Genomic DNA, 21,248 nt, shown 5'->3' on the forward strand with positions numbered 1-21,248 from the left:
ATGGCATAAACACAGCGCAGCGGTAATTGAAATAAATTCAACATGCTGTGAACTATGTCACTGAATGGCGGGGAGATCTTTGCGGGGTAAGGCGATGAAGCATAACGAAAAGCCCTGCCTAAGGTGGGTTTTCTGGCCTTCCGTTATGCTTTTTGTTGCTAAGCATTGCCGGATTTAAACGAAGCGTTAAACCCGGCTGATGCAGACCTCTTAGAAGTCGTAACGCAGACGAACGATGTTCATGTCGCCCAGTGATTTGTCGGTGCTGGTGGTGAATACGTGTTCGTAATCGACACGGAAACCGTAATCCAGCTGGAAGGTCACACCAAGACCGTTGTCGATACGCTGATAGTAACGACCGGTGGTGTATTTCAGACGATCACCCATGACGTACGGCTGTACGTATTTAAGCGCGTACTGACCGACCGGGATTTTATAACCGGCAAAGTATTCAATACCCCACGCGTCGCCCGCGAAGTAGTTATGAATATCTTTTTTACCGGTAGTCAGGAAGTTTTCGTACCAGCCGCCACCGAAGGAGAGGGTCCAGTTATCCGGGGTCCAGCTCAGCGTTGTGCCGTAGATATTCTGGTTGTAAGTATCGGTGCCACCAGTGTTGACGTTGCGCATATCGGCCTGGGTGTAGTTCCACGCCGTACCCCATGTCAGATCTTTGGCAATGTGGTAATCCACGCCCAGAGAACCGCCGCCTTTACGTTTGTAACGCAGACCGTTACCAAGCAGCAGATCGTTATCCGAGAACAGGTAGGATGCATAGATATCGGCATCACCGAAGCTATTCTTATATTTCAGCATCTTACGTGAACGATAAGAACCATCGTAGTCACCTTTGACACCGTTACCCGGCGCCTGGGCTTTCATGTCGTAATCCCAGATATCGGTTTTCGCACCGACCACATCGTAGTACACGCTGTTCTGCTGACCGAAGGTCATCGTACCCCAGGTCTTACTTTTCAGACCGGTGTACAGCATACGGCGGGTTGTGTTGGTTGAACCTTTTGCATAATGACTATCCCAGTCGAACAGTGCCGGAATGTTCACACCGAGTTCGTAGTAGTTAACCCAGCTAATATCATCGAACAGGTAGTAATCGGTCGCAAAACGGAAACGAGTACCGCCATCGTAACCATTACGTTTGTAGGATTTCTTGTCTACATCGCCCATCGCGTTATCGAATTGCGGACGAATAGAGCCACCAACGGTGAAGTTCAGGCGGCTTAACGGATTACCGGCCTGCGGATCTTGCTTAAGTACAGTAATTTCCGCCTGAGTTGCAAAAGACATCAATGCCACTGCTGCGCCGATGGCTGTCGCCAGGGCGGTTGTTTTTATTTTCATGGTTTTTCCTTGATGGATAGACACCACTAGTAAGTTACTAGCGGCGAAATATTAACGTCTAAAAGCTTCTATTTGGTGGGGTTTTTTTGTTGTTTTGTGCTGGTAAATAATTGCCAGGGGAACTTTTACACTTTGAAACAGACGCACACCGATAGAATTATCGGCATGCGTTTCGTTGAGCAAATATTGATGAAGGGATTAATTACTGAATTGACGAAACAGTGCTTTTCCTTTAAGCAAACGCGCGCCAAGCCAGCCGCCGCATAGCGAAAGCAGTAACGCGCCGCACAACGGTAACGTTGCCCACAAACGCCAGTCCGGCTCCCACGGGAAATCAAACACCCTCGTTTGCAGCACCGCCAGCGCGGTTTCCGCACCCATCGCCGCGACCAGCCCGGAGACCAGCCCCAGCAGCGCGAACTCACACCATAACGTGGTTCGCAGCAGCCGCTTGCCCGCGCCGAGCGTGCGGTAAACCACCAGCTCCTGGTGACGCTGACGCATACCGACTTGTACCTGCGCGAGCAGCAGCAACACGCCGCAGGCCGTGACCAGCACGACCATCACTTCCAGCGCCCGGCTGACCTGCTCAAGCACCTGACCGACCTGTTTTAGAATCGCGCCAATATCGAGCAGGCTGATGGTCGGGAACTCCCGGTTCAGTTGCGTTAACATGCCGTTGCCGTTCTGCCAGCGGAAACTGGTGAGCCAGCTCTGCGGCTGGCCGTCCAGCGCCCCCTGGGGGAAGATAAAGAAGAAATTTGGCCGCAGGCTTTCCCAGTCCACTTTGCGCAGGCTGCTGATGGTGGCGCTGAATTCCTGCGTATCGCCCATAAATGTCACGGAGTCGCCCAGCTTCAGGCCTAACCGCTGCGCCAGCCCCTCCTCAACCGAGACCTCCCCGTCTTTCGGCGGCCAGTGTCCGGCGGTGACCGGGTTATGATCCGGGCGCTGCTGAAGCCAGGTGAGATTGAGTTCGCGGTTCAGCGCCTCATCCTGGTTACCCTCCGTCGACTGGCCGTTAATTTGCGTCATCCTCGCGCGCACAATCGGGAAGAATGCCTGGGCGTCAACATGGTGCTCAGAAAGAAACGCTTTCAGCGGTGTCACCTGTTCCGGCGCGATATTGATTAAAAAGTAGTTCGGGCTTTCCGGCGGTAACTGCTGTTGCCACCTGTCCAGCAGATCGCCGCGCAGCACCAGCAGCATCGCCAGCAACATAAAAGAGAGCGAAAACGCCGCAAGCTGGCTCAGCGTTGACCACGGCTGACGCAGCAGCCGGTTCACCGCAAGACGCAACGGCAGCGCTTTAAATGTCAGTCGTTTGAGCACATTAAGCAGCAGCCAGCCCACCACGCCGCACAGCAAGGCCAGCACCACCGCGCCCGCCAGCACAGCCCACAGCAACATACTGCCGCCCATCAGCCAGCCGAGTAGCAGCACGGCTACCGCGCAGATCACCGGCACGTAGAACTTCAGCGGCCAGACATTGGCCACCGCGTCACGTCGCAGCACACGCAGCGGCTGCGTCGCCAGCAGCAAGCGATAGGGTCGCAACCCCACCAGCAGCGAAATCACCACCATCGCCCCGACCGCCCACAGCCACGGCCACAAACTTGCGGGCGGCAGCGCAGCAGGCAGCACCGGCTTGAGCAGCACCATTAAAACGCTTTCGAACACCAGCCCGATGACGCCACCGGTCACCACTGACAGCGCCAGTACCATTAACCACTGCCCGACAATCAATTTGCGTAATTGCGCGCGGCCCGCACCAAGGGTTTTCAGTACCGCCACCAGATCGTAGCGACTACGGCAATAGTGCCCCATCGCCACCGCGACGGCAGCTATTGCCAGCAACAGCGTTAATAGCGCAGATAACAACAGGAACTGCTGCGAACGCTGCAAGGATTTGCCCAGTGCGCCTTCATCCTGCTCCAGCCCGTACCAGCGGTGCTCCGGTTTTAACTGCGGCAGCAACCATTTTTCGTATGCATCTAATTGCGCGGGTGTGCCGCCAAATTTTACCCGCCAGCTGACGCGGCTACCTGGCTGCACCGCACCGGTTTTCGCCACATCGGCAATATTCATCAACAGACGTGGTGCCATCTGAAAAGGGTTAAAGCCTGAATCCGGCTCCTGTACCACTTCTCCGGCAATACGCAATGTGGCATCCCCCACATCAATAGCATCACCAGTTTTTAAATTGAGCAGCGCCATTAACCGTGGCGCCAGTAACACCGTTCCCGCTCGCGGTTTTAACCCCGCCGGACTGGTTTGCAGCTCACCATAAAGGGGGTAAATGTCATCAACGGCTTTCACATCGGCTAATTGCGGCGTGTCGCCAGCAAAAGTCATGGTGGCAAAACTGATTTGTTCGCTGAGTCGCAGCCCTGTTTTTCGCGCTTCATCCAGCCACGCCTGGGGTATCTCACGAGAGCTGCGTAGCGCTCTGTCGCCCGCCATAAATTCCCGGCTCTGCTGGCTGAGCCCTTTTTCCATACGATCGCTGATGTTGCCGAGCGCCAGCACGCAAGCCACCGCCAGACTTAGCGCCATCCAGACAATCAGCAGCGACGGCGAGCGCCATTCGCGCCAGAACCAACGGGCTATCATACATCCTCCCGCAGTTCACCATTGACCAGCCGCAACCGCCGATCGCAACGCGCGGCAAGCTGCGGATCGTGCGTTACCAGCAGCAGCGTGGTGCCATATTGTTGATTCATGGAAAAGAGCAAATCAGCGATCTTGTCGCCGGTTTGCCGGTCGAGATTGCCGGTAGGTTCATCGGCGAACAGCACCGACGGTCGGCCATTAAACGCGCGAGCCAGCGCCACCCGCTGTTGTTCACCGCCGGAGAGCTGCGCAGGCAGATGATCCAGCCGTTTACCCAGCCCTAACTCTTCCAGTAACGCTTTCGCGCTACTGCGGCTTTGATTGCTGTTTTCGCCACGCAGCAAGGCCGGGAGTTCAACATTTTCCAGCGCATTTAGCGTGGGAATGAGCATAAAGGATTGAAAAACAAAGCCGACATTTTGCGCACGTAGTTGCGCGCGCGCCTCTTCATCCATCTTATGCAGAGGTTTGCCGAGCAGGTTCACCTCGCCGCTACTGCCATCGTCTAACCCGGCGAGGATCGCTAATAAGGTGGACTTTCCGGAGCCGGATTCGCCAATCAGGGCGATGGTCTCGGCTGGTTTGACAACCAGCTCAACTCCGGTAAGGATGGAAAGCTCATGCTCCCCCTGACCGACGGACTTCTTAAGATGATGAACTTCAACAATGTTTTCCGCTGGCATTTGCCCTTCCTGTTTTTGCTTTTGTTAACCTTTCGCGCCGCGGCGGCGGACACGTTACTGATTCTTGGCGACAGTCTGAGCGCCGGGTATCGCATGGCGGCGAATGCCGCGTGGCCTGCGCTGCTCAATGACAAATGGCAGCAAAAACCGACGGTTATCAACGCCAGCATCAGCGGCGACACCTCGCAGCAGGGGCTGGCGCGCCTGCCTGCGCTGCTTAAAGAGCATCAACCGCGCTGGGTACTGGTGGAGCTGGGCGGTAACGATGGTCTGCGCGGTTTCGCGCCGCAGCAAACAGAGCAAACGCTGCGCCAGGTGGTGCAGGCGGTGAAAGCCGCCAACGCGCAACCGCTGTTAATGCAAATTCGGCTCCCTGCCAACTACGGTCGCCGCTATAATGAAGCCTTTAGCGCCATTTATCCTAAGCTTGCCAAGGAGTTGGATGTTCCTCTGCTGCCATTTTTTATGGAAGAGGTCTATCTGAAACCGCAATGGATGCAGGATGATGGCATCCATCCCAACCGCGATGCGCAGCCGTTTATTGCAGACTGGATGGCAACGCGACTGGCGCCTTTAGTTAACCACGACTCCTGATTGTTCAGGCACGCCCCCAGGTAAAGTTATGCAAAAAACGGTCTTAATAACAGGATGTTCCAGCGGAATCGGGCTGGAAAGCGCACGCGAACTGAAGCGTCAGGGTTTTCGCGTGCTGGCGGCCTGCCGTAAACCGGACGATGTCGCCCGGATGGCAAGCGAAGGCTTTACCGGCATTTTGCTCGATCTTGACGACGCGCAAAGCGTGATACGCGCCGCCGCCGAAGTGATAGCGCTGACCGACAATCGCCTGTACGGGATCTTCAACAACGCCGGATACGGTGTTTATGGCCCGCTCGATACCATCAGCCGCGAACAGCTGGAACAGCAATTTTCCAGTAACTTTTTTGGCACTCACCAGCTCACCATGCTGCTGCTGCCTGCGATGCTGCCGCACGACGAGGGGCGCATCGTGATGACCTCCTCGGTGATGGGGCTGATCTCAACGCCAGGCCGCGGCGCTTACGCCGCCAGCAAGTATGCGCTGGAAGCCTGGTCGGACGCTTTACGAATGGAGCTACGCCATACAGGCATCAAAGTGAGCCTGATTGAACCCGGCCCGATTCGCACGCGCTTTACCGACAATGTGAATCAGACACAACGCGATAAGCCGGTGGAAAACCCCGGTATCGCCGCACGTTTTACGCTGGGGCCGGAGGCAGTCGTCGCCAAAGTGCGCCATGCTTTTGAGAGCAGCAACCCGAAAGTGCGCTACCCGGTAACGCTGGTGACATGGGCGGTTACCTTTTTAAAACGCCTGCTGCCAACGCGCATGATGGATAAAATTTTGCACGGGTGAGTTGAAGGCGCGAAGCCTGTCCCCCATGTATGACGAAACAGTGAAATAAAGAGAACTTAGTATGTCTGCACAGAATATTGTCAATATTACCGAAATGAACCTGCAACAGGTACTTGAGCAATCCGTTGCCACGCCGGTGCTGTTCTATTTCTGGTCCGAACGCAGCCAGCACTGCCAGCAACTGACGCCGGTGCTGGAAAACCTCGCCGCCCAGTACAACGGGCAGTTTATCCTGGCGAAAGTCGATTGCGACGCAGAGCAGATGGTGGCATCACAGTTTGGCTTACGCGCCATTCCTACTGTTTACCTGTTCCAGAATGGCCAGCCGGTTGACGGTTTCCAGGGGCCGCAGCCGGAAGACGCGATTCGCGCGCTGCTGGATAAAGTGCTGCCGCGCGAAGAGGAGCTGAAAGCGCAACAAGCTATGCAACTGATGCAGGAAGGCAAGCACATCGACGCGCTGCCGCTGCTGAAAGAGGCCAGCCAGTTAGCACCGCAAAACAGCGAAATCACCCTGCAGCTGGCAGAAACGTTGATTGTGTTGAACCGTGCGGATGAAGCCGAAGCGGTGCTAAAAGCGGTTCCGTTACAGGATCAAGACACACGTTACCAGGGCCTTATCGCGCAGATCGAACTGCTGAAAAAAGCCGCGGATACGCCGGAAATCCAGCAACTGCAACAGCAGGTTGCAGACAACCCGCAGGACGCGCTGCTGGCAACACAACTGGCGCTGCAACTGCACCAGGTGGGCCGCAACGAAGAAGCGCTGGAACTGCTGTTTAGCCACCTGCGTAAAGATCTGGCTGCGGCAAACGGTGAAGCGCGCAAAATGCTGCAAGAGATCCTGGCTGCGCTCGGCACCGGCGACGCGCTGGCATCGAAATACCGCCGCCAGCTCTACTCCCTGCTCTACTAATTCCCCTGCTAAATTTGGCGATCGCGCTGTTTTAATCGCTAATTCGGGCTAAGATGGCATCAAATTAAACAGGAGGTTTTTTTGATGCCAATCGTCATTCTGGTTCTTATCTTCGTCGCGCTGGTGGTGGTTATCTCCGGTGTGAAAATCGTCCCGCAAGGCTTCCAGTGGACTGTGGAACGCTTTGGCCGTTTCACCCGCACGCTGCAGCCAGGTTTAAGCCTGGTGGTGCCATTTATGGATCGCATTGGTCGTAAGATCAATATGATGGAACAGGTTCTCGATATTCCCTCGCAGGAAGTTATTTCCAAAGACAACGCCAACGTCACCATTGACGCAGTGTGCTTTATTCAGGTGATCGACGCTCCTCGCGCCGCCTATGAGGTGAGCAACCTGGAACTGGCGATCATCAACCTGACCATGACTAACATCCGTACCGTGCTCGGCTCAATGGAGCTGGACGAAATGCTTTCACAACGTGACAGCATCAACACCCGTCTGCTGCATATTGTGGATGAAGCCACCAATCCGTGGGGCGTAAAAGTCACGCGTATTGAAATCCGCGATGTGCGCCCACCGGCGGAATTGATTGCCTCAATGAATGCACAGATGAAAGCGGAACGTACCAAACGCGCTTACATTCTTGAAGCTGAAGGGATCCGCCAGGCGGAGATCCTCAAAGCCGAAGGGGAAAAACAGTCGCAGATCCTCAAAGCGGAAGGCGATCGCCAGTCGGCGTTCCTGCAGGCAGAAGCACGTGAACGTTCGGCAGAAGCCGAAGCCCGTGCCACCCAGATGGTCTCTGAAGCGATTGCCGCCGGGGATATTCAGGCAGTGAACTACTTCGTAGCGCAGAAATATACCGACGCGCTGCAACAAATTGGCTCGGCGAACAACAGCAAAGTGGTGATGATGCCGCTGGATGCCAGCAGCCTGATGGGCTCGATCGCCGGGATCGCCGAACTGGTGAAAGACAGCGCCGGCGAGCGTAAAAAATGATTGCCACTCTGCTGCTCGAACATACACACCTCGCCTGGCTGGTGCTCGGCGGCCTGTTGCTGGCTGCGGAAATGCTGGGCGGTAACGGCTATCTGTTGTGGAGCGGCGTCGCGGCGGTGGTCACCGGGTTGCTGGCGTGGGTTATTCCCTTCGGCTGGGAGTGGCAGGGTGTACTGTTCGCCGTGCTGACCATGCTGGCCGCCTGGCTGTGGTGGCAATGGCTTTCGCGGCGGGTAAAACAGCAAAAACCCGCCGACGCGTCGCTGAATCTGCGTGGGCAACAGCTCGTCGGCCGCCGCTTCCAGCTTGATAACGCACTGGTGAACGGTCGAGGCCATATGCGCGTGGGCGACAGTTCGTGGCCGGTCAGCGCCGACGACGATCTCGCTGCCGGAACGCGCGTTGAGGTAACGGCCGTTGAAGGCATCACCTTACGCATCAAAGCCGTAAACGAATAACAATAACGCAAGGATTCAGGGAATGATAAAACGCCGTCGTCTCGCGCTGGGCTTGTGTCTCTCCTTTACCGCCAGCGCACCCGCGCTGGCGTCGTCTGATATCGATAGCTGCACATGGGGGAGCACGGGATGTTTCATCACCAGCCCGCCGGTGCTGGGCATTGATACCGATACCCGTGATAACCTGCTGCGCCTGGTGGATGAGCAAAAAGGATTTTTGCCACTGCGCCAGCCCGTACCGCAAGATTTCACGCGCAGCCGAAGCTTCTATTTCGGTATTCATCACGATGACACTACCGCCCCGGCAGCAACGGCGGAACCCGTTTCCAGTGACGACACCCTGCGCCAGCAAATGAAAGCGCTGGGCATCAAACCTGATGATCAAATTCCTCCCGCGCTGTTGCGCCTGATCGCCGAAGGTGACGCGGCGCAGACAGTAACTGGTGAAGGTTTTGCATCCGATGAGATGGAAAACCGTTTTGTGTCGCGTAATAACGAGACACTTTCTGGCTTTTTCGCCGCCCTGCTGGACGAAAAAGCCTTAACACCGGAACAGCGCCTGGCGCTGGCGAAAGCGCGAACGGCAGCGGATGGCCGCGGTGAAGTCATTATTAATGCACTAAGTTTCCCGCAAGGTTCAGTTGCTCTCGGTTTCCGTACCTATTTACACGGCGCTAACGCTTTCTATGCCGGTGATTATGACGCCGCCGTGCAGGATTTTACTTCGCTCGCCAGCAACCCGCAGCCGTGGCTTGCCGAAACGGCCAGCTATATGTTGATGCGCACCGCGCTCAACGCCAGTAGCGCGAATGCCAACGGTGAATATGGCGATTTCGACGTCACAAAAGTAGACAAATCCCAGGCGCAGAAAGCGCGGGATGCAGCGCTTCATTACCTGAAAAGCTGGCCGCAGGGCCACTACGCAGAATCGGCGCAGGGGATGTTGCGCCGTATCAACTGGTATTTGCAGGACTGGAACACGCTGGCGGCGCTCTACGAACAGGCGCTGTCACAGACGGCCAGCGGTGATGCGTTAATCGCGCTGGTCAATGAAAGCGACAACAAACTTCTCGAATCGGGCGGTGATGATTTTATCAGCACGCCGGATGCCTCGCTGATGACCTTTATCCTGACGCTGCGCCGCCTGCGCGATAACAAATGCGATGAAAAGCATCCCTGTATCGATCAAGCCTGGCTCGACAGCATCAAAGCCGATTTCGACAAAAATAAACGCGGCGATCTGTGGAATTACCTGCGTCTGAAGCTGGCTTTCAGCAAACAGGATTACGCCACCGTGCGCAGCGCCATCACTCCTGCGCAAACACTGGCACCGCACAATATTCTCGCGTTTAGCGAGCAAGTGCTGTACGGCGAAGCACTGATGGCGGAAAAGCAGTGGCCGGAGGCCAAAGCGCACTGGCTGCATCTTTTGGAGCTGAGCAAAGATGTCGAACAGCAGCAGTTGCTGCAGGCCAAACTGGCGGCAACGCTGGTGGAAAGCGACGCGCTGGCGCAGATTTTTACGCCTGACAGCAAGATCACGAATCTGCGTTACCGTTCCTTAGTGCTGAAAACCAAAGCACCACGCGAATTACTGCGCCAGCAGGCCAGCAATGGGCCGAACAACGAAGAGCGCACCATCGCACTGCACACGCTGCTGACGCGCGATTTGACCGAAGGGCATTACGCCGACTGGTTACAAGACAAACAACTGATCGCCGCGATCGCACCGCCGGTCACTGGCGAAGCGTTTGATGACGTCAATCTGAGCGCATTTGCCTGGAAAGGCACCGACAAAGAGAGCTTCTACTTCTGCGCTGCGCTGGAAAAAACGGTTACTACCCTGAGCCAGAAAGCGCAGGATGGCCATGAGCTGAACTGCCTCGGCGAATTTTTCCGTATCACGCAAACCCGCGTTAACCGGGAAACCGACCAGTGGGGTAACGACGCGCTGGACGACGCAACAAAGCTTAACGCTGCGCCCGGCGTCGCGCACCGTCTGGCCTGGTATCAGCAGGTTATCAGCGATGCCAAAGCCGAGCCGGAAGATAAGAGCTACGCGCTGTATCGTGCCGTAATGTGTTACGCCCCCTCCGGTTATAACGATTGCGGCGGCGAAGACGTCGATAAATCCGTGCGTAAAGCATGGTTCCAGCAACTGAAAAGCCGTTATCCGGGAAGCGTATGGGCCAAAGAGCTCAAATATTACTGGTAATGGCACTGGCAGGTGCGCTGCTCTGCCCTGCGGCGTTAGCCGCTCAGGGGAAGGCAGCAGCGTACTGGTTATGGTCTGGCGTACGCCCCACGCAAACGCTGCGTGATGCCGATATTGTCTATCTGCATCAGGGCGATGTCGTCAGCGTTGCCGGTCAAACTGTGTTTGAGCGTAAAGGGCTGCCGGTCAATCAGCTTACCTTTCCGCGCATCTGGCTTACGGTGCGTTTTACCAAGCTGGATGTGCCGGATGCGCTGTTGTTACGTCTTACCCGGCTGTTAGCTCGCTGGCAAGCGGCGGGAAACCATGTCGTCGGGTTGCAGGTGGATTTCGATGCCGCCACCCACCGCCTTGGCGATTACGCGCTGTTTTTGCACCGTCTGCGCCAGACGCTGCCAGCAGACTACGCTCTGGGCGTCACTGGTTTACTGGACTGGGCGAAAACCGGCAGCGTGCAAACCCTTAACGCATTGCCGGTAGATGAACTGGTGGTGCAGAGCTATCAGGGGCGCAGCACCGTTGCGAATTACACCGACTATCTGCCCGCACTTTTAGCGTTACGCATCCCGTTTAAACTGGGGCTGGTGCAGAACGGCGCGCGTGATACACGCGAAGAGCAGCAACTCGCCGCCTCCCCGTGGTATCGCGGCACGGTGACATTTATGCTCAACCCTTCGCGTGGTGGCAGCAGCCAGAAAGGTTATCAATAATCGGGCAATCGGCGCTGTCGTCACCGGGGCAGGAATCCGCCAGTGCCAGCAGTTGTACCCGCATTTGTTGCAGTTCGCCAATATGCCGCTCGATCTCGGCCACTTTCTGTAACGTGCGCGCTTTGACATCTGCGCTATGACGGGCCGGGTTATTAAACAGATTCACCAGCTCGCCGCACTCTTCGAGATTAAATCCTACCTGCCGCGCCTGGCGCAGCAGCGTCAACTCATTCAGGTGTTGTTGGTTGTAGCTGCGGTAGCCGTTTTCGCTGCGCAGCGGCGGTGTCACCAGCCCTTTCTCTTCATAGAAGCGAATCGCTTTGCTGGTTAAACCGGTTCTTTTTGCCACATCGCTGATATTCACGTTTCCCCCTCACTGCCAGAACCTGCGCTAATCACTATAAATGGCTGCTATGTAATAAAACAAATATATCCATATTGTTAATGGTTTTTTATTTACCCACCTTGCCGCTTCGCTATAACATGTGGCCGGATATTTCTAAGAATGATAAATGATTTACACACAGGAGTGGTTATGAGTGATATGGCGTTTTGCCGTGGTTGCGGAAAGCAAATACATAAAGAAGCGGTGGCTTGCCCGCAGTGCGGCGCGCCTCAAAACACCGCCGGGAAGAAAAGCCGAATTTCTGCTGCGCTGTTCGCCTTCTTTTTAGGTGGATTTGGCGCGCATAAATTTTATTTAGGGAAACCATGGCAGGGGATCCTTTATCTTCTGTTTTGCTGGACCTTTATTCCGGCGATCATCTCTTTCATCGAATTTATTATTTATCTGTGCAACTCCGATCAGGAATTTGCCCGTAAATACGGTTGAGTTTTACCCCGCCGGTAATAAACAAACCCCGCCTTGTGCGGGGTTTGTCGTTTATGGAACACCTGTCGCCTCTTTGTCATGATAAAACCTTGACCTTCCCCTTGATGGAAGGTTTAAGCTTCTACACAGTCACTATTGAAGCACCACAACCAAGGAGATTAAGTATGTCTCATACCATAGCGCTAGACCTGGATGGCCTCTCCTGCGGCCATTGCGTAAAACGCGTCAAAGAGAGCCTGGAAAAACGCCCGGATGTAGAACAGGCAGACGTCACCATTGAACGTGCGGAAGTCACCGGCAGCGCCAGCGCTGACGCGTTGATCGAAACCATCAAAGAAGCCGGATATGGCGCGAGCTTAAGCCACCCAAAGGCTAAACCGCTGGCAGAGTCATCACTCCCGTCGGAAGCACTGACAGCGGCCACACCTGAGCTTCCGGCAGCCAGCGAGCTTGATGACAGCCAACAACTGTTGATCAACGGCATGAGCTGCGCCAGTTGTGTCTCCCGGGTGCAAAAGGCCTTACAGGCCGTACCGGGCGTTACGCAGGCACGGGTCAACCTGGCGGAGCGCACCGCGCTGGTTATGGGCAGTGCCCCCGCCGCTGAATTAGTCAGCGCCGTAGAGAACGCAGGCTACGGCGCTGAAGCCATTGAAGATGACATCAAACGCCGCGAGCGCCAGCAGGAAACCGCGCTCGCCACCATGAAACGCTTCCGCTGGCAGGCGATTGTCGCGCTGCTGGTTGGCGTGCCGATCATGGTGTGGGGCATGCTCGGCGATAACATGATGGTCACCGACGCCAACCGCACGCTGTGGCTCATGCTCGGTGTTGTCACGCTAGCGGTCATGATCGTAGCGGGTGGCCATTTTTACACTAGCGCCTGGAAAAGCCTGCGTAATGGCACGGCGACCATGGATACGCTGGTAGCGCTGGGGACAGGCGCGGCCTGGCTCTACTCCATGAGCGTCAATATCTGGCCGCAGAGGTTCCCGATGGAAGCGCGTCACCTTTATTACGAAGCCAGCGCGATGATCATCGGTTTGATTAACCTCGGCCACATGCTGGAAGCCCGCGCGCGCCAGCGCTCGTCTAAAGCGCTTGAGCGGTTATTAGATTTAACCCCGCCCACCGCACGCGTGATCACCGCCGACGGCGAGAAAAATGTACCGCTGGCGGACGTTCAGCCGGGTATGACGCTGCGCCTGACAACGGGCGATCGCGTGCCGGTGGATGGTGAAATCAGCCAGGGCGAAGCCTGGTTCGATGAAGCCATGCTTACCGGCGAACCGGTGCCGCAGGAGAAAAGCACCGGTGAGAGCATTCATGCCGGGACAGTAGTGCAGGACGGCAGCGTGCTGTTTACCGCCAGCGCCGTCGGCAGCCACACCACGCTGTCGCGCATTATTCGCATGGTGCGCCAGGCACAAAGCAGCAAGCCGGAGATCGGCCAGCTTGCCGATCGCATTTCCGCCGTGTTTGTGCCGGTGGTGGTCGCTATCGCCTTGTTCAGCGGCGTTATCTGGTACGTCTTCGGCCCTGCACCGCAAATTGTCTACACGCTGGTCATCGCCACCACGGTGCTGATCATCGCCTGCCCTTGTGCGCTGGGGCTGGCAACGCCGATGTCGATTATCTCCGGCGTCGGTCGCGCGGCGGAGTTTGGCGTGCTGGTTCGCGATGCCGATGCGCTGCAACGCGCCAGCACGCTGGATACCATCGTGTTTGATAAAACCGGCACCCTGACGCGCGGCAAACCGGAAGTGGTGAGCGTGAAAACGCTGGATATTGACGACGCAACGGCGCTCCGTCTGGCGGCGGCGCTGGAGCAAGGTTCCAGCCATCCTCTGGCGCGGGCGATTATCGAAAAAGCAGGCGCGCAGACGCTGCCGGTGGTCAATCAGTTCCGTACACTGCGCGGGCTGGGCGTGAGCGGTGAGGTCGACGGGCACAGTGTGCTGCTTGGCAACCAGGCGCTGCTGGCTGAGCAAAACGTGGATACCCGCGCGCTTGATGATGAGCTGAACGCTCAGGCAAGCCTGGGCGCCACGCCGGTACTGCTGGCAATTGACGGGAAAGCCGTGGCACTGTTGGCGATCCGCGATCCGTTACGCGAAGACAGCATCGATGCGCTGCAACGTCTGCACCGTGAAGGCTACCGCCTGGTGATGCTGACCGGTGACAACCCCACCACCGCCAACGCTATCGCTAAAGAGGCGGGTATCGATGAGGTGATCGCCGGCGTGCTGCCGGATGGCAAAGCCGAGGCGATAAAAAACCTGCAACAGCAGGGCCGCCAGGTGGCGATGGTTGGCGATGGCATTAACGACGCGCCCGCGCTGGCGCAGGCCGACGTGGGGATCGCGATGGGCGGCGGCAGCGATGTGGCAATCGAAACCGCCGCCATCACGCTGATGCGCCACAGCCTGTTGGGCGTTGCCGATGCGCTGGCGATTTCAAAAGCGACGCTGCGCAATATGAAACAGAACCTGCTCGGCGCGTTTGTCTACAATTCGCTGGGTATTCCGATTGCCGCAGGTATTCTCTGGCCGCTAACCGGCACATTGCTCAATCCGGTGGTCGCAGGCGCGGCAATGGCGCTCTCGTCCATTACCGTGGTCAGCAACGCCAACCGGTTATTGCGCTTTAAACCTCATCAGTAAATGCCACAACCCCGCCGTTTATCCGGCGGGGTTTGCACCTTCTGGCCGCGCGCGCTAGCATGAGATTTTTCACTCAGGAAGCGCGTATGAGCCTGTTTCAACGATTGAAAACCTTTTTTCTTGCGCTTCGTGTGCCTCATTACCGCTGGCCTGCACTGGATGTGAATTTGCCCGGCGGCCGCCATCTGCACCTGGTGGGCAGTATTCATATGGGCACCTACGGTATGTCGCCGCTCCCGGCGCAGCTCCTGCAAAAACTGCGCGATGCCGACGCGCTCATCGTGGAAGCGGATATCGCCGGTTCGGATTCGCCATTCGACAATCTGCCGCCGGTCGAACCGCTTGAGCAACGCCTTCCCCCTGAACTTCTTACCCGGCTCGACAACACGCTGCAAACCCTGTCGCTTCACCGAGATGAATTCAACCAGCGGCCCGCCTGGCATATCGCGCTGGTATTGCAGGCCACGCAGGCACAGCGGCTGGGGCTACGCCCGGAGTACGGCATCGACTATCAGTTGCTACAGGCGGCGCAGCAGTATCACGTCAATATGATGGAACTGGAAGGCACCAGCAGCCAGCTGGATATCCTGCGCAGGTTGCCGGACGAAGGAAATGAACTGTTGCAGGACACTCTGACCCACTGGCACGAAAATGCGCGTTTATTACAGGTGATGATGAGCTGGTGGCTGGAAAATCCGCCCGCAGAAGATGAACTGACGCTGCCATCAACATTCAGCCAGCCGCTGCATGATGTTTTGATGCACCAGCGTAACCAGGCGTGGTGCGAGCGTTTGTTTGCGCTGCCGCCAGGGCGCTATGTGGTGGCAGCAGGCGCCCTGCATCTCTATGGCGAAGGGAATTTACCGGCGTTGCTGCGCGAAAGAGCGGCGCAATAGCGCAAGATGGTACTATTTTCGCGCACGCGAGCAGGCGTATGCTAAGCGCCGTGAGATGACCGTGGTAAGAAGGATTATTATGACACCCGCCGTGAAGTTACTCGAAAAAAACAAGGTTCCCTTTCAGGTACACACTTACGATCACGATCCCAATGAAACCAACTTTGGTGATGAAGTGGTGCGCAAACTGGGGCTGAACGCCGATCAGGTCTATAAAACGCTGCTGGTGGCGATCAATGGCGATATGAAACATCTTGCCGTTGCGGTCACGCCGGTTGCCGGGCAGTTAGATCTGAAAAAAGTCGCCAAAGCGCTTGGCGCGAAAAAAGTCGATATGGCCGATCCGCTGGTCGCCCAGCGCACCACGGGTTATCTGGTGGGCGGCATCAGCCCGTTGGGGCAGAAAAAACGTCTGCCGACGCTGATTGATGCCCCCGCGCAAGACTTCGCTTCCATTTATGTTTCCGGCGGCAAACGCGGGCTGGATATTGAACTGGCGGCGAGCGATCTGGCAAAAATGCTGGACGCGAAATTTGCCGATATCGCCCGCCGCGATTGACGGATAAGGAGCTGGTTACTGCCAGCTCACCTCCCCTTTAGGTTCGTAAGCATTCACATCCAGCGGTGAGTTTTTCTGGATGTACTCTTTCAGCACTTCAGCGTCAATAAAACCGGTATTCACATAGCCTGCTTTATTATCCAGACGCGGATAGCCATCACCGCCGGTTGCGTTGAAACTGAGCGTTGCCAGACGGTAGCTTTTCGCCGGATCGACCGGTTCGCCTTTGATTTTGAGATCATTGAGCTTGCCGCCTTTCGCCACAAAACTGACGTTGGCGAACTGCGGATACGCGCCTGAATCCGGCTTCATTTGCGTCACCGCGGTGAGGTAATCCGTCAGCTCTTTACCGGTCAGGTTGACATACACCAGCGTGTTGCCGAACGGCTGCACTTTCAGCACGTCTTTGTAAGTGATGTCGCCCGCCTCGATAGAGTCACGCACCCCGCCGCCGCTCATCACCGCCAGATCCGCGCCGGTACGCGCCATTTGCGCGGCGAGGATCACATGTGCGAGGTTGGTTTGCACAAAACGCACTTTGCTGCGATCGCCTTCCAGATGACCATTCGCGTTACCGATTTTCACCTCTAACTGCGCTTTACCTTTGTTCTGGAACGGCGTTAACAGGGAGAGCATCTGCGGGTTTTCGGCAATTTCCGGCGTGTAGAGTACGCGCTCGCTTTTGCCGTTGTCGTAGGTGACCTTCTTCTTCAGGTTGACCGGAATCAACTGGTAACGCACCAGTTTCATTTCGCCGTTACGGAACTGGAAATCCGCGCGGCCGACATATTTGCCCCACTCATGTGCCTGCACAATCCAGATACCATTTTGCTGATCCGGCGCGCACGGCGTCCCAGGCACGTAATCGACCTGTTTTTTATTTTCAGACGCCATGCAAACCGGATCTTGTGAGTGACCACCCACAATCATTGCCAGCGCGCCTTTTGGCAGGCTGCGTGCCATCTCCACATCGCCCGGCGCATTCGAGCCGTGCTCGCCGTTGTCGTAATGGCCCATATGCGTGGTCGCCAGGATCACATCCGGTTTTTCGTTTTGCTTCAGCTCAGCAATCACCAGCTTCGCTTCGTCGGCCGGTTTGCGGAATTCGATATCGGTGAAAAACTCCGGGTTGCCGATTTTCGCCGTGTCGTCGGTAGTTAAGCCAATAACGGCAATTTTCAGCCCCTGGCGATTAAACATCATCCACGGTTTAAACAGGCGCTCGCCGGTGCTTTTCTGGTAAATGTTGGCGGAAAGGAACGGGAACTTAGCCCATTTCTCCTGCTGGCGCAGTACGCTGAGCGGGTTGTCGAACTCATGGTTACCCACGGCCATCGCATCATAACCAATCAGGTTCATGCCGCGAAAATCGGGTTCGGCATCCTGTAAATCCGATTCCGGCACTCCGGTGTTGATATCGCCGCCGGACAGCAGCATCACGCTGCCGCCTTCGGCCGCTACCTCTTTGCGAATGCCATCAACCAGTGTTTTCTGCGCCGATAAACCATATTCGCCGTAATCACTGCGCCAGAAATGACCGTGATGATCATTGGTATGCAGAATGGTGATGTTATAGGTCTTATCCTGCTCGTAAGCCTGTACCTGCCAGCTGGCAACGCCCATCGCCGCCAGCAGCCCCAGCGTAATACTCTTCTTTAACAATCTCATGCTTCCCTCCCTGACCCATTGATAAACTGAGAAATTACAGCGCCTGCCAATAATAGACAAATATGTATTCAGAATCGCAACTTCCTTCAAACTTTCAGCAAAGGTATGGTAGTCCGGGAATCATTACCGTGCTTTATCCCTAACCTCTTCTGACAACATACGTGGTATTTATGGCAATCAGTGAAACGTCGCAGACACCGCCTGCTGCGCGCACCTCGTTCGGTATTCTTGGCGCTATCAGCCTCTCACATCTGCTTAACGATATGATCCAATCCCTGCTGCTGGCGATTTATCCGCTGTTGCAGGCCGACTTTGCATTGTCGTTTGTACAGATCGGTTTTATCACGCTGACCTTCCAGATCGCTTCCTCGCTGCTGCAGCCGGTGGTTGGCTATTTGACCGATAAACACCCGATGCCGTGGTCGCTGCCCATCGGCATGTGTTTCACCTTAAGCGGTCTGGTGCTGCTGGCGCTGGCGGGAAGTTTTACCACGGTGCTGGTTGCTGCTGCGCTGGTAGGAACGGGTTCATCAGTGTTCCACCCGGAATCGTCGCGCGTGGCGCGCATGGCGTCTGGCGGGCGTCACGGGCTGGCGCAATCCATCTTTCAGGTCGGCGGCAACTTTGGTGCCTCGCTTGGGCCATTGCTGGCGGCAGTGATCATTGCGCCTTACGGCAAAGGCAATGTTGCCTGGTTTGTGCTGGCGGCCCTGCTGGCGATTATTGTGCTGATGCAGGTAAGCCGCTGGTACGCCGCGCAGCACCGGGTGAATAAAGGTAAAAAACCCGTTTCAGTAATCAATCCACTGCCGCGCAACAAAGTGGTGCTGGCGGTTTGCGTGCTGCTGATCCTCATTTTCTCGAAATACTTCTATATGGCGAGCATTAGCAGCTATTTCACCTTTTATTTAATGCAAAAATTTGATTTGTCGGTGCAAAACGCCCAGATGCATCTGTTTATCTTCCTGTTTGCGGTGGCGGCAGGCACGGTTATTGGCGGGCCTGTGGGTGATAAGATTGGCAGAAAATATGTGATTTGGGGCTCTATCCTCGGCGTCGCGCCATTTACCCTGCTTTTACCCTACGCAACCCTCTTCTGGACCGGGATTTTAACGGTAATTATTGGTTTTGTGCTCGCCTCGGCGTTTTCAGCCATTCTGGTTTATGCTCAGGAGCTGTTACCAGGCCGTATCGGCATGGTTTCCGGGCTGTTTTTTGGTTTTGCCTTCGGGATGGGCGGCCTTGGCGCAGCAGTATTAGGGCTGGTTGCCGATCATACCAGCATCGAATTGGTCTATAAAATATGTGCTTTCCTGCCTTTACTCGGCATCCTGACCATATTCCTGCCCGATAACCGCCCGCAACACTGATTTCCTCACGGCCAAAGTCATACTTTGGCCGCTGCTTTCTCTTGCCTGCCCGCGCCTGGCGCATGATTTCTGTTACGGATACCCTACAGGCTATCTTTCTTCAGCTAAATTGCCATTTTCTTCATAATTCAACAATTATTCATAAACATAGTGGTGAAAACTGTCATAAACTGTAACGCAGTTGTCGGTTTTTAACCGCGGGATCCACGCACCAACGAAAGGAGACGGAATGCATCACGCCACACCGCTTATCACCACCATTGTCGGCGGCCTTGTGCTCGCTTTTATCCTCGGCATGCTTGCCAATAAACTGCGTATTTCTCCACTGGTGGGCTACCTGATAGCGGGTGTATTGTCCGGGCCGTTTACGCCGGGCTTTGTCGCCGATACCCAACTCGCGCCGGAGCTTGCGGAGCTGGGCGTGATTTTGTTGATGTTCGGCGTCGGGCTGCATTTCTCGTTGAAGGATCTGATGGCGGTAAAGTCCATCGCCATTCCCGGTGCGATCGCGCAAATTGCTGTTGCGACGCTACTGGGTATGGCGCTTTCCGCAATGCTGGATTGGTCACTGATGACCGGCATCGTGTTTGGGCTCTGTCTCTCCACCGCCAGTACCGTGGTGCTGCTGCGCGCGCTTGAGGAGCGGCAGCTTATCGACAGCCAACGAGGGCAAATCGCTATCGGCTGGCTGATTGTGGAAGATCTGGTGATGGTGCTAACACTGGTGTTGCTGCCTGCCGTCGCCGGAATGGTGGAAAAAGGCAATGTCGGGCTGGCATCGCTGGCGGTGGATATGGGCATCACCATCGGCAAAGTGGTGGCCTTTATCGCTATCATGATGCTGGTTGGCCGCCGTCTGGTGCCGTGGATCATGGCGCGCAGCGCGGCGACCGGCTCACGCGAGCTGTTTACGCTCTCCGTGCTGGCACTGGCGCTCGGTATCGCTTTTGGCGCGGTGGAGCTGTTTGATGTTTCGTTTGCGCTGGGCGCGTTCTTCGCCGGAATGGTGCTCAACGAATCCGAGCTGAGCCACCGTGCGGCGCACGATACGCTGCCGCTGCGCGACGCGTTTGCGGTGCTGTTCTTTGTCTCCGTCGGTATGCTGTTTGATCCGCTGGTGCTCATTGAGCAACCACTGGCGGTGCTCGCTACGCTGGCGATCATCATCTTTGGTAAATCTGTCGCCGCGTTCCTGCTGGTGCGCATGTTTGGCCACTCGCCGCGCACCGCGCTGACCATCGCCGCAAGCCTTGCGCAGATCGGTGAGTTCGCCTTTATTCTGGCGGGCCTCGGCATGTCGCTGAACCTGCTGCCGCAGGCCGGGCAAAATCTGGTGCTGGCGGGCGCTATCCTGTCGATTATGCTCAACCCGGTGCTGTTCACACTGCTGGAAAAGTACCTCGACAAAACCGAGACGCTGGAAGAGCAAACGCTGGAAGAGGCTATCGAAGAAGAGAAACAGATCCCGGTCGATATCTGCAACCACGCGTTGCTGGTAGGTTTTGGCCGCGTCGGCAGCCTGCTGGGTGAAAAACTGATGGCACAAGGCATTCCGCTGGTGGTGATTGAAACTTCACGTACCCGCGTGGATGAACTGCGTGAGCGTGGCATCCGCGCGGTGCTGGGCAATGCCGCTAACGAAGAGATCATGAACCTGGCGCATCTCGATTGCGCCCGCTGGTTGCTGCTGACCATTCCAAATGGTTACGAAGCCGGGGAGATTGTCGCCACCGCGCGTGAGAAGTGCCCGCACATTGAAATTATCGCTCGTGCGCACTACGACGATGAGGTGGACTACATCACTGAACGTGGCGCGAATCAGGTGGTCATGGGCGAGCGCGAAATCGCTAACACCATGCTGACATTGCTGGAAAAACCGCCGGCTGAAGAAGCCGTAACGGGTTAATCCAAAAA

Annotated in this window: 18 protein-coding genes; 13 read left to right on the forward strand and 5 right to left on the reverse strand. The window is 56.1% G+C overall.

Annotated features, from left to right (window positions below; all coding sequences use genetic code 11):
• Nucleotides 1-210: 210 nt before the first annotated feature.
• The 3 genes from AAIG26_RS05655 to ybbA form a co-directional block, all read right to left on the reverse strand.
• Nucleotides 211-1,359 carry a porin gene (locus AAIG26_RS05655; RefSeq protein WP_343180193.1) on the reverse strand — a complete coding sequence of 383 codons (1,149 nt, stop codon included), beginning with the start codon at nucleotides 1,357-1,359 and terminating at the stop codon, nucleotides 211-213.
• A gap of 198 nt (nucleotides 1,360-1,557) precedes the next feature.
• Complete coding sequence (gene ybbP / locus AAIG26_RS05660) at nucleotides 1,558-3,972, reverse strand: putative ABC transporter permease subunit YbbP (protein WP_343180194.1); 2,415 nt, start codon at nucleotides 3,970-3,972, stop codon at nucleotides 1,558-1,560.
• Entirely contained in the window at nucleotides 3,969-4,655 is a 687-nt protein-coding gene (ybbA, locus tag AAIG26_RS05665) for a putative ABC transporter ATP-binding protein YbbA (protein WP_313627095.1), read from the reverse strand. The genes ybbP and ybbA overlap by 4 nt, the downstream gene beginning before the upstream one ends.
• Between ybbA and tesA the strand changes: the two genes are divergently transcribed.
• The 7 genes from tesA (at nucleotide 4,626) to AAIG26_RS05700 (ending at nucleotide 11,346) form a co-directional block, all read left to right on the forward strand.
• Nucleotides 4,626-5,249 (forward strand): multifunctional acyl-CoA thioesterase I/protease I/lysophospholipase L1, encoded by a 624-nt coding sequence (tesA, locus tag AAIG26_RS05670; RefSeq protein WP_020456831.1) that lies wholly within the window; start codon nucleotides 4,626-4,628, stop codon nucleotides 5,247-5,249. The genes ybbA and tesA overlap by 30 nt on opposite strands.
• A 28-nt stretch (nucleotides 5,250-5,277) precedes the next feature.
• The gene (locus AAIG26_RS05675) at nucleotides 5,278-6,048 is read left to right on the forward strand and encodes an SDR family oxidoreductase (RefSeq protein ID WP_020456830.1); all 771 of its coding nucleotides are present in this window, start codon (nucleotides 5,278-5,280) and stop codon (nucleotides 6,046-6,048) included.
• A gap of 61 nt (nucleotides 6,049-6,109) precedes the next feature.
• Nucleotides 6,110-6,964, forward strand: a complete 855-nt coding sequence (locus AAIG26_RS05680; RefSeq protein WP_343180195.1) for a co-chaperone YbbN — start codon at nucleotides 6,110-6,112, stop codon at nucleotides 6,962-6,964.
• An 84-nt stretch (nucleotides 6,965-7,048) separates the two neighbouring features.
• Nucleotides 7,049-7,963 carry an SPFH domain-containing protein gene (locus tag AAIG26_RS05685; protein WP_017455696.1) on the forward strand — a complete coding sequence of 305 codons (915 nt, stop codon included), beginning with the start codon at nucleotides 7,049-7,051 and terminating at the stop codon, nucleotides 7,961-7,963.
• On the forward strand, nucleotides 7,960-8,421 hold the full coding sequence (locus AAIG26_RS05690; RefSeq protein WP_020456828.1) for an NfeD family protein: 462 nt from the start codon (nucleotides 7,960-7,962) through the stop codon (nucleotides 8,419-8,421). The genes AAIG26_RS05685 and AAIG26_RS05690 overlap by 4 nt, the downstream gene beginning before the upstream one ends.
• Nucleotides 8,422-8,443: 22 nt before the next feature.
• The gene (locus AAIG26_RS05695) at nucleotides 8,444-10,636 is read left to right on the forward strand and encodes a hypothetical protein (RefSeq protein WP_343180196.1); all 2,193 of its coding nucleotides are present in this window, start codon (nucleotides 8,444-8,446) and stop codon (nucleotides 10,634-10,636) included.
• Nucleotides 10,606-11,346, forward strand: coding sequence for a DUF3142 domain-containing protein (locus tag AAIG26_RS05700; RefSeq protein ID WP_343180197.1), 741 nt, complete (start codon nucleotides 10,606-10,608; stop codon nucleotides 11,344-11,346). The genes AAIG26_RS05695 and AAIG26_RS05700 overlap by 31 nt, the downstream gene beginning before the upstream one ends.
• Here AAIG26_RS05700 and cueR read toward each other — a convergent pair.
• Nucleotides 11,303-11,710, reverse strand: coding sequence for a Cu(I)-responsive transcriptional regulator (cueR, locus tag AAIG26_RS05705; RefSeq protein ID WP_017455692.1), 408 nt, complete (start codon nucleotides 11,708-11,710; stop codon nucleotides 11,303-11,305). The two genes, AAIG26_RS05700 and cueR, sit on opposite strands and share 44 nt — an antisense overlap.
• 171 nt (nucleotides 11,711-11,881) lie before the next feature.
• On the opposite strand from cueR, the gene AAIG26_RS05710 reads away from it, so the two are divergent.
• From AAIG26_RS05710 to ybaK, 4 genes are all read left to right on the forward strand, one after another.
• Nucleotides 11,882-12,178, forward strand: coding sequence for a TM2 domain-containing protein (locus tag AAIG26_RS05710; protein ID WP_017455691.1), 297 nt, complete (start codon nucleotides 11,882-11,884; stop codon nucleotides 12,176-12,178).
• Between the two features lie 164 nt (nucleotides 12,179-12,342).
• Entirely contained in the window at nucleotides 12,343-14,841 is a 2,499-nt protein-coding gene (gene copA, locus AAIG26_RS05715) for a copper-exporting P-type ATPase CopA (RefSeq protein WP_343180198.1), read from the forward strand.
• Between the two features lie 86 nt (nucleotides 14,842-14,927).
• Nucleotides 14,928-15,737: a TraB/GumN family protein gene (locus AAIG26_RS05720; RefSeq protein WP_343180199.1), complete on the forward strand. Its 810-nt coding sequence runs from the start codon at nucleotides 14,928-14,930 to the stop codon at nucleotides 15,735-15,737.
• 79 nt (nucleotides 15,738-15,816) lie between these two features.
• Entirely contained in the window at nucleotides 15,817-16,296 is a 480-nt protein-coding gene (gene ybaK, locus AAIG26_RS05725) for a Cys-tRNA(Pro)/Cys-tRNA(Cys) deacylase YbaK (protein WP_045509145.1), read from the forward strand.
• A 15-nt stretch (nucleotides 16,297-16,311) separates the two neighbouring features.
• Here the strand turns inward: ybaK and ushA are convergent, their stop codons facing one another.
• Nucleotides 16,312-17,964 carry a bifunctional UDP-sugar hydrolase/5'-nucleotidase UshA gene (gene ushA, locus AAIG26_RS05730; RefSeq protein WP_343180200.1) on the reverse strand — a complete coding sequence of 551 codons (1,653 nt, stop codon included), beginning with the start codon at nucleotides 17,962-17,964 and terminating at the stop codon, nucleotides 16,312-16,314.
• 170 nt (nucleotides 17,965-18,134) lie between these two features.
• Here ushA and AAIG26_RS05735 point away from each other — a divergent pair, with 170 nt between their 5' ends.
• The gene (locus tag AAIG26_RS05735) at nucleotides 18,135-19,334 is read left to right on the forward strand and encodes an MFS transporter (RefSeq protein WP_343180201.1); all 1,200 of its coding nucleotides are present in this window, start codon (nucleotides 18,135-18,137) and stop codon (nucleotides 19,332-19,334) included.
• Nucleotides 19,335-19,563: 229 nt separating this feature from the next.
• Nucleotides 19,564-21,240 (forward strand): YbaL family putative K(+) efflux transporter, encoded by a 1,677-nt coding sequence (gene ybaL / locus AAIG26_RS05740; protein ID WP_020456820.1) that lies wholly within the window; start codon nucleotides 19,564-19,566, stop codon nucleotides 21,238-21,240.
• The last annotated feature ends 8 nt before the right edge of the window (nucleotides 21,241-21,248 follow it).

The organism is Kosakonia sp. PSU_27, assembly GCF_039409795.1.
Taxonomy (GTDB): domain Bacteria; phylum Pseudomonadota; class Gammaproteobacteria; order Enterobacterales; family Enterobacteriaceae; genus Kosakonia.

Excerpts from the sequence above, each read along its gene's own strand:
- AAIG26_RS05655 (WP_343180193.1), bottom strand. The coding sequence starts at position 1,359 with ATGAAAATAAAAACAACCGCCCTGGCGACAGCCATCGGCGCAGCAGTG.
- ybbP (WP_343180194.1), bottom strand. The coding sequence starts at position 3,972 with ATGATAGCCCGTTGGTTCTGGCGCGAATGGCGCTCGCCGTCGCTGCTG.
- tesA (WP_020456831.1), top strand. The coding sequence starts at position 4,626 with ATGAACTTCAACAATGTTTTCCGCTGGCATTTGCCCTTCCTGTTTTTG.
- ybbA (WP_313627095.1), bottom strand. The coding sequence starts at position 4,655 with ATGCCAGCGGAAAACATTGTTGAAGTTCATCATCTTAAGAAGTCCGTC.
- AAIG26_RS05675 (WP_020456830.1), top strand. The coding sequence starts at position 5,278 with ATGCAAAAAACGGTCTTAATAACAGGATGTTCCAGCGGAATCGGGCTG.
- AAIG26_RS05680 (WP_343180195.1), top strand. The coding sequence starts at position 6,110 with ATGTCTGCACAGAATATTGTCAATATTACCGAAATGAACCTGCAACAG.
- AAIG26_RS05685 (WP_017455696.1), top strand. The coding sequence starts at position 7,049 with ATGCCAATCGTCATTCTGGTTCTTATCTTCGTCGCGCTGGTGGTGGTT.
- AAIG26_RS05690 (WP_020456828.1), top strand. The coding sequence starts at position 7,960 with ATGATTGCCACTCTGCTGCTCGAACATACACACCTCGCCTGGCTGGTG.
- AAIG26_RS05695 (WP_343180196.1), top strand. The coding sequence starts at position 8,444 with ATGATAAAACGCCGTCGTCTCGCGCTGGGCTTGTGTCTCTCCTTTACC.
- AAIG26_RS05700 (WP_343180197.1), top strand. The coding sequence starts at position 10,606 with ATGGGCCAAAGAGCTCAAATATTACTGGTAATGGCACTGGCAGGTGCG.
- AAIG26_RS05710 (WP_017455691.1), top strand. The coding sequence starts at position 11,882 with ATGAGTGATATGGCGTTTTGCCGTGGTTGCGGAAAGCAAATACATAAA.
- copA (WP_343180198.1), top strand. The coding sequence starts at position 12,343 with ATGTCTCATACCATAGCGCTAGACCTGGATGGCCTCTCCTGCGGCCAT.
- AAIG26_RS05720 (WP_343180199.1), top strand. The coding sequence starts at position 14,928 with ATGAGCCTGTTTCAACGATTGAAAACCTTTTTTCTTGCGCTTCGTGTG.
- ybaK (WP_045509145.1), top strand. The coding sequence starts at position 15,817 with ATGACACCCGCCGTGAAGTTACTCGAAAAAAACAAGGTTCCCTTTCAG.
- ushA (WP_343180200.1), bottom strand. The coding sequence starts at position 17,964 with ATGAGATTGTTAAAGAAGAGTATTACGCTGGGGCTGCTGGCGGCGATG.
- AAIG26_RS05735 (WP_343180201.1), top strand. The coding sequence starts at position 18,135 with ATGGCAATCAGTGAAACGTCGCAGACACCGCCTGCTGCGCGCACCTCG.
- ybaL (WP_020456820.1), top strand. The coding sequence starts at position 19,564 with ATGCATCACGCCACACCGCTTATCACCACCATTGTCGGCGGCCTTGTG.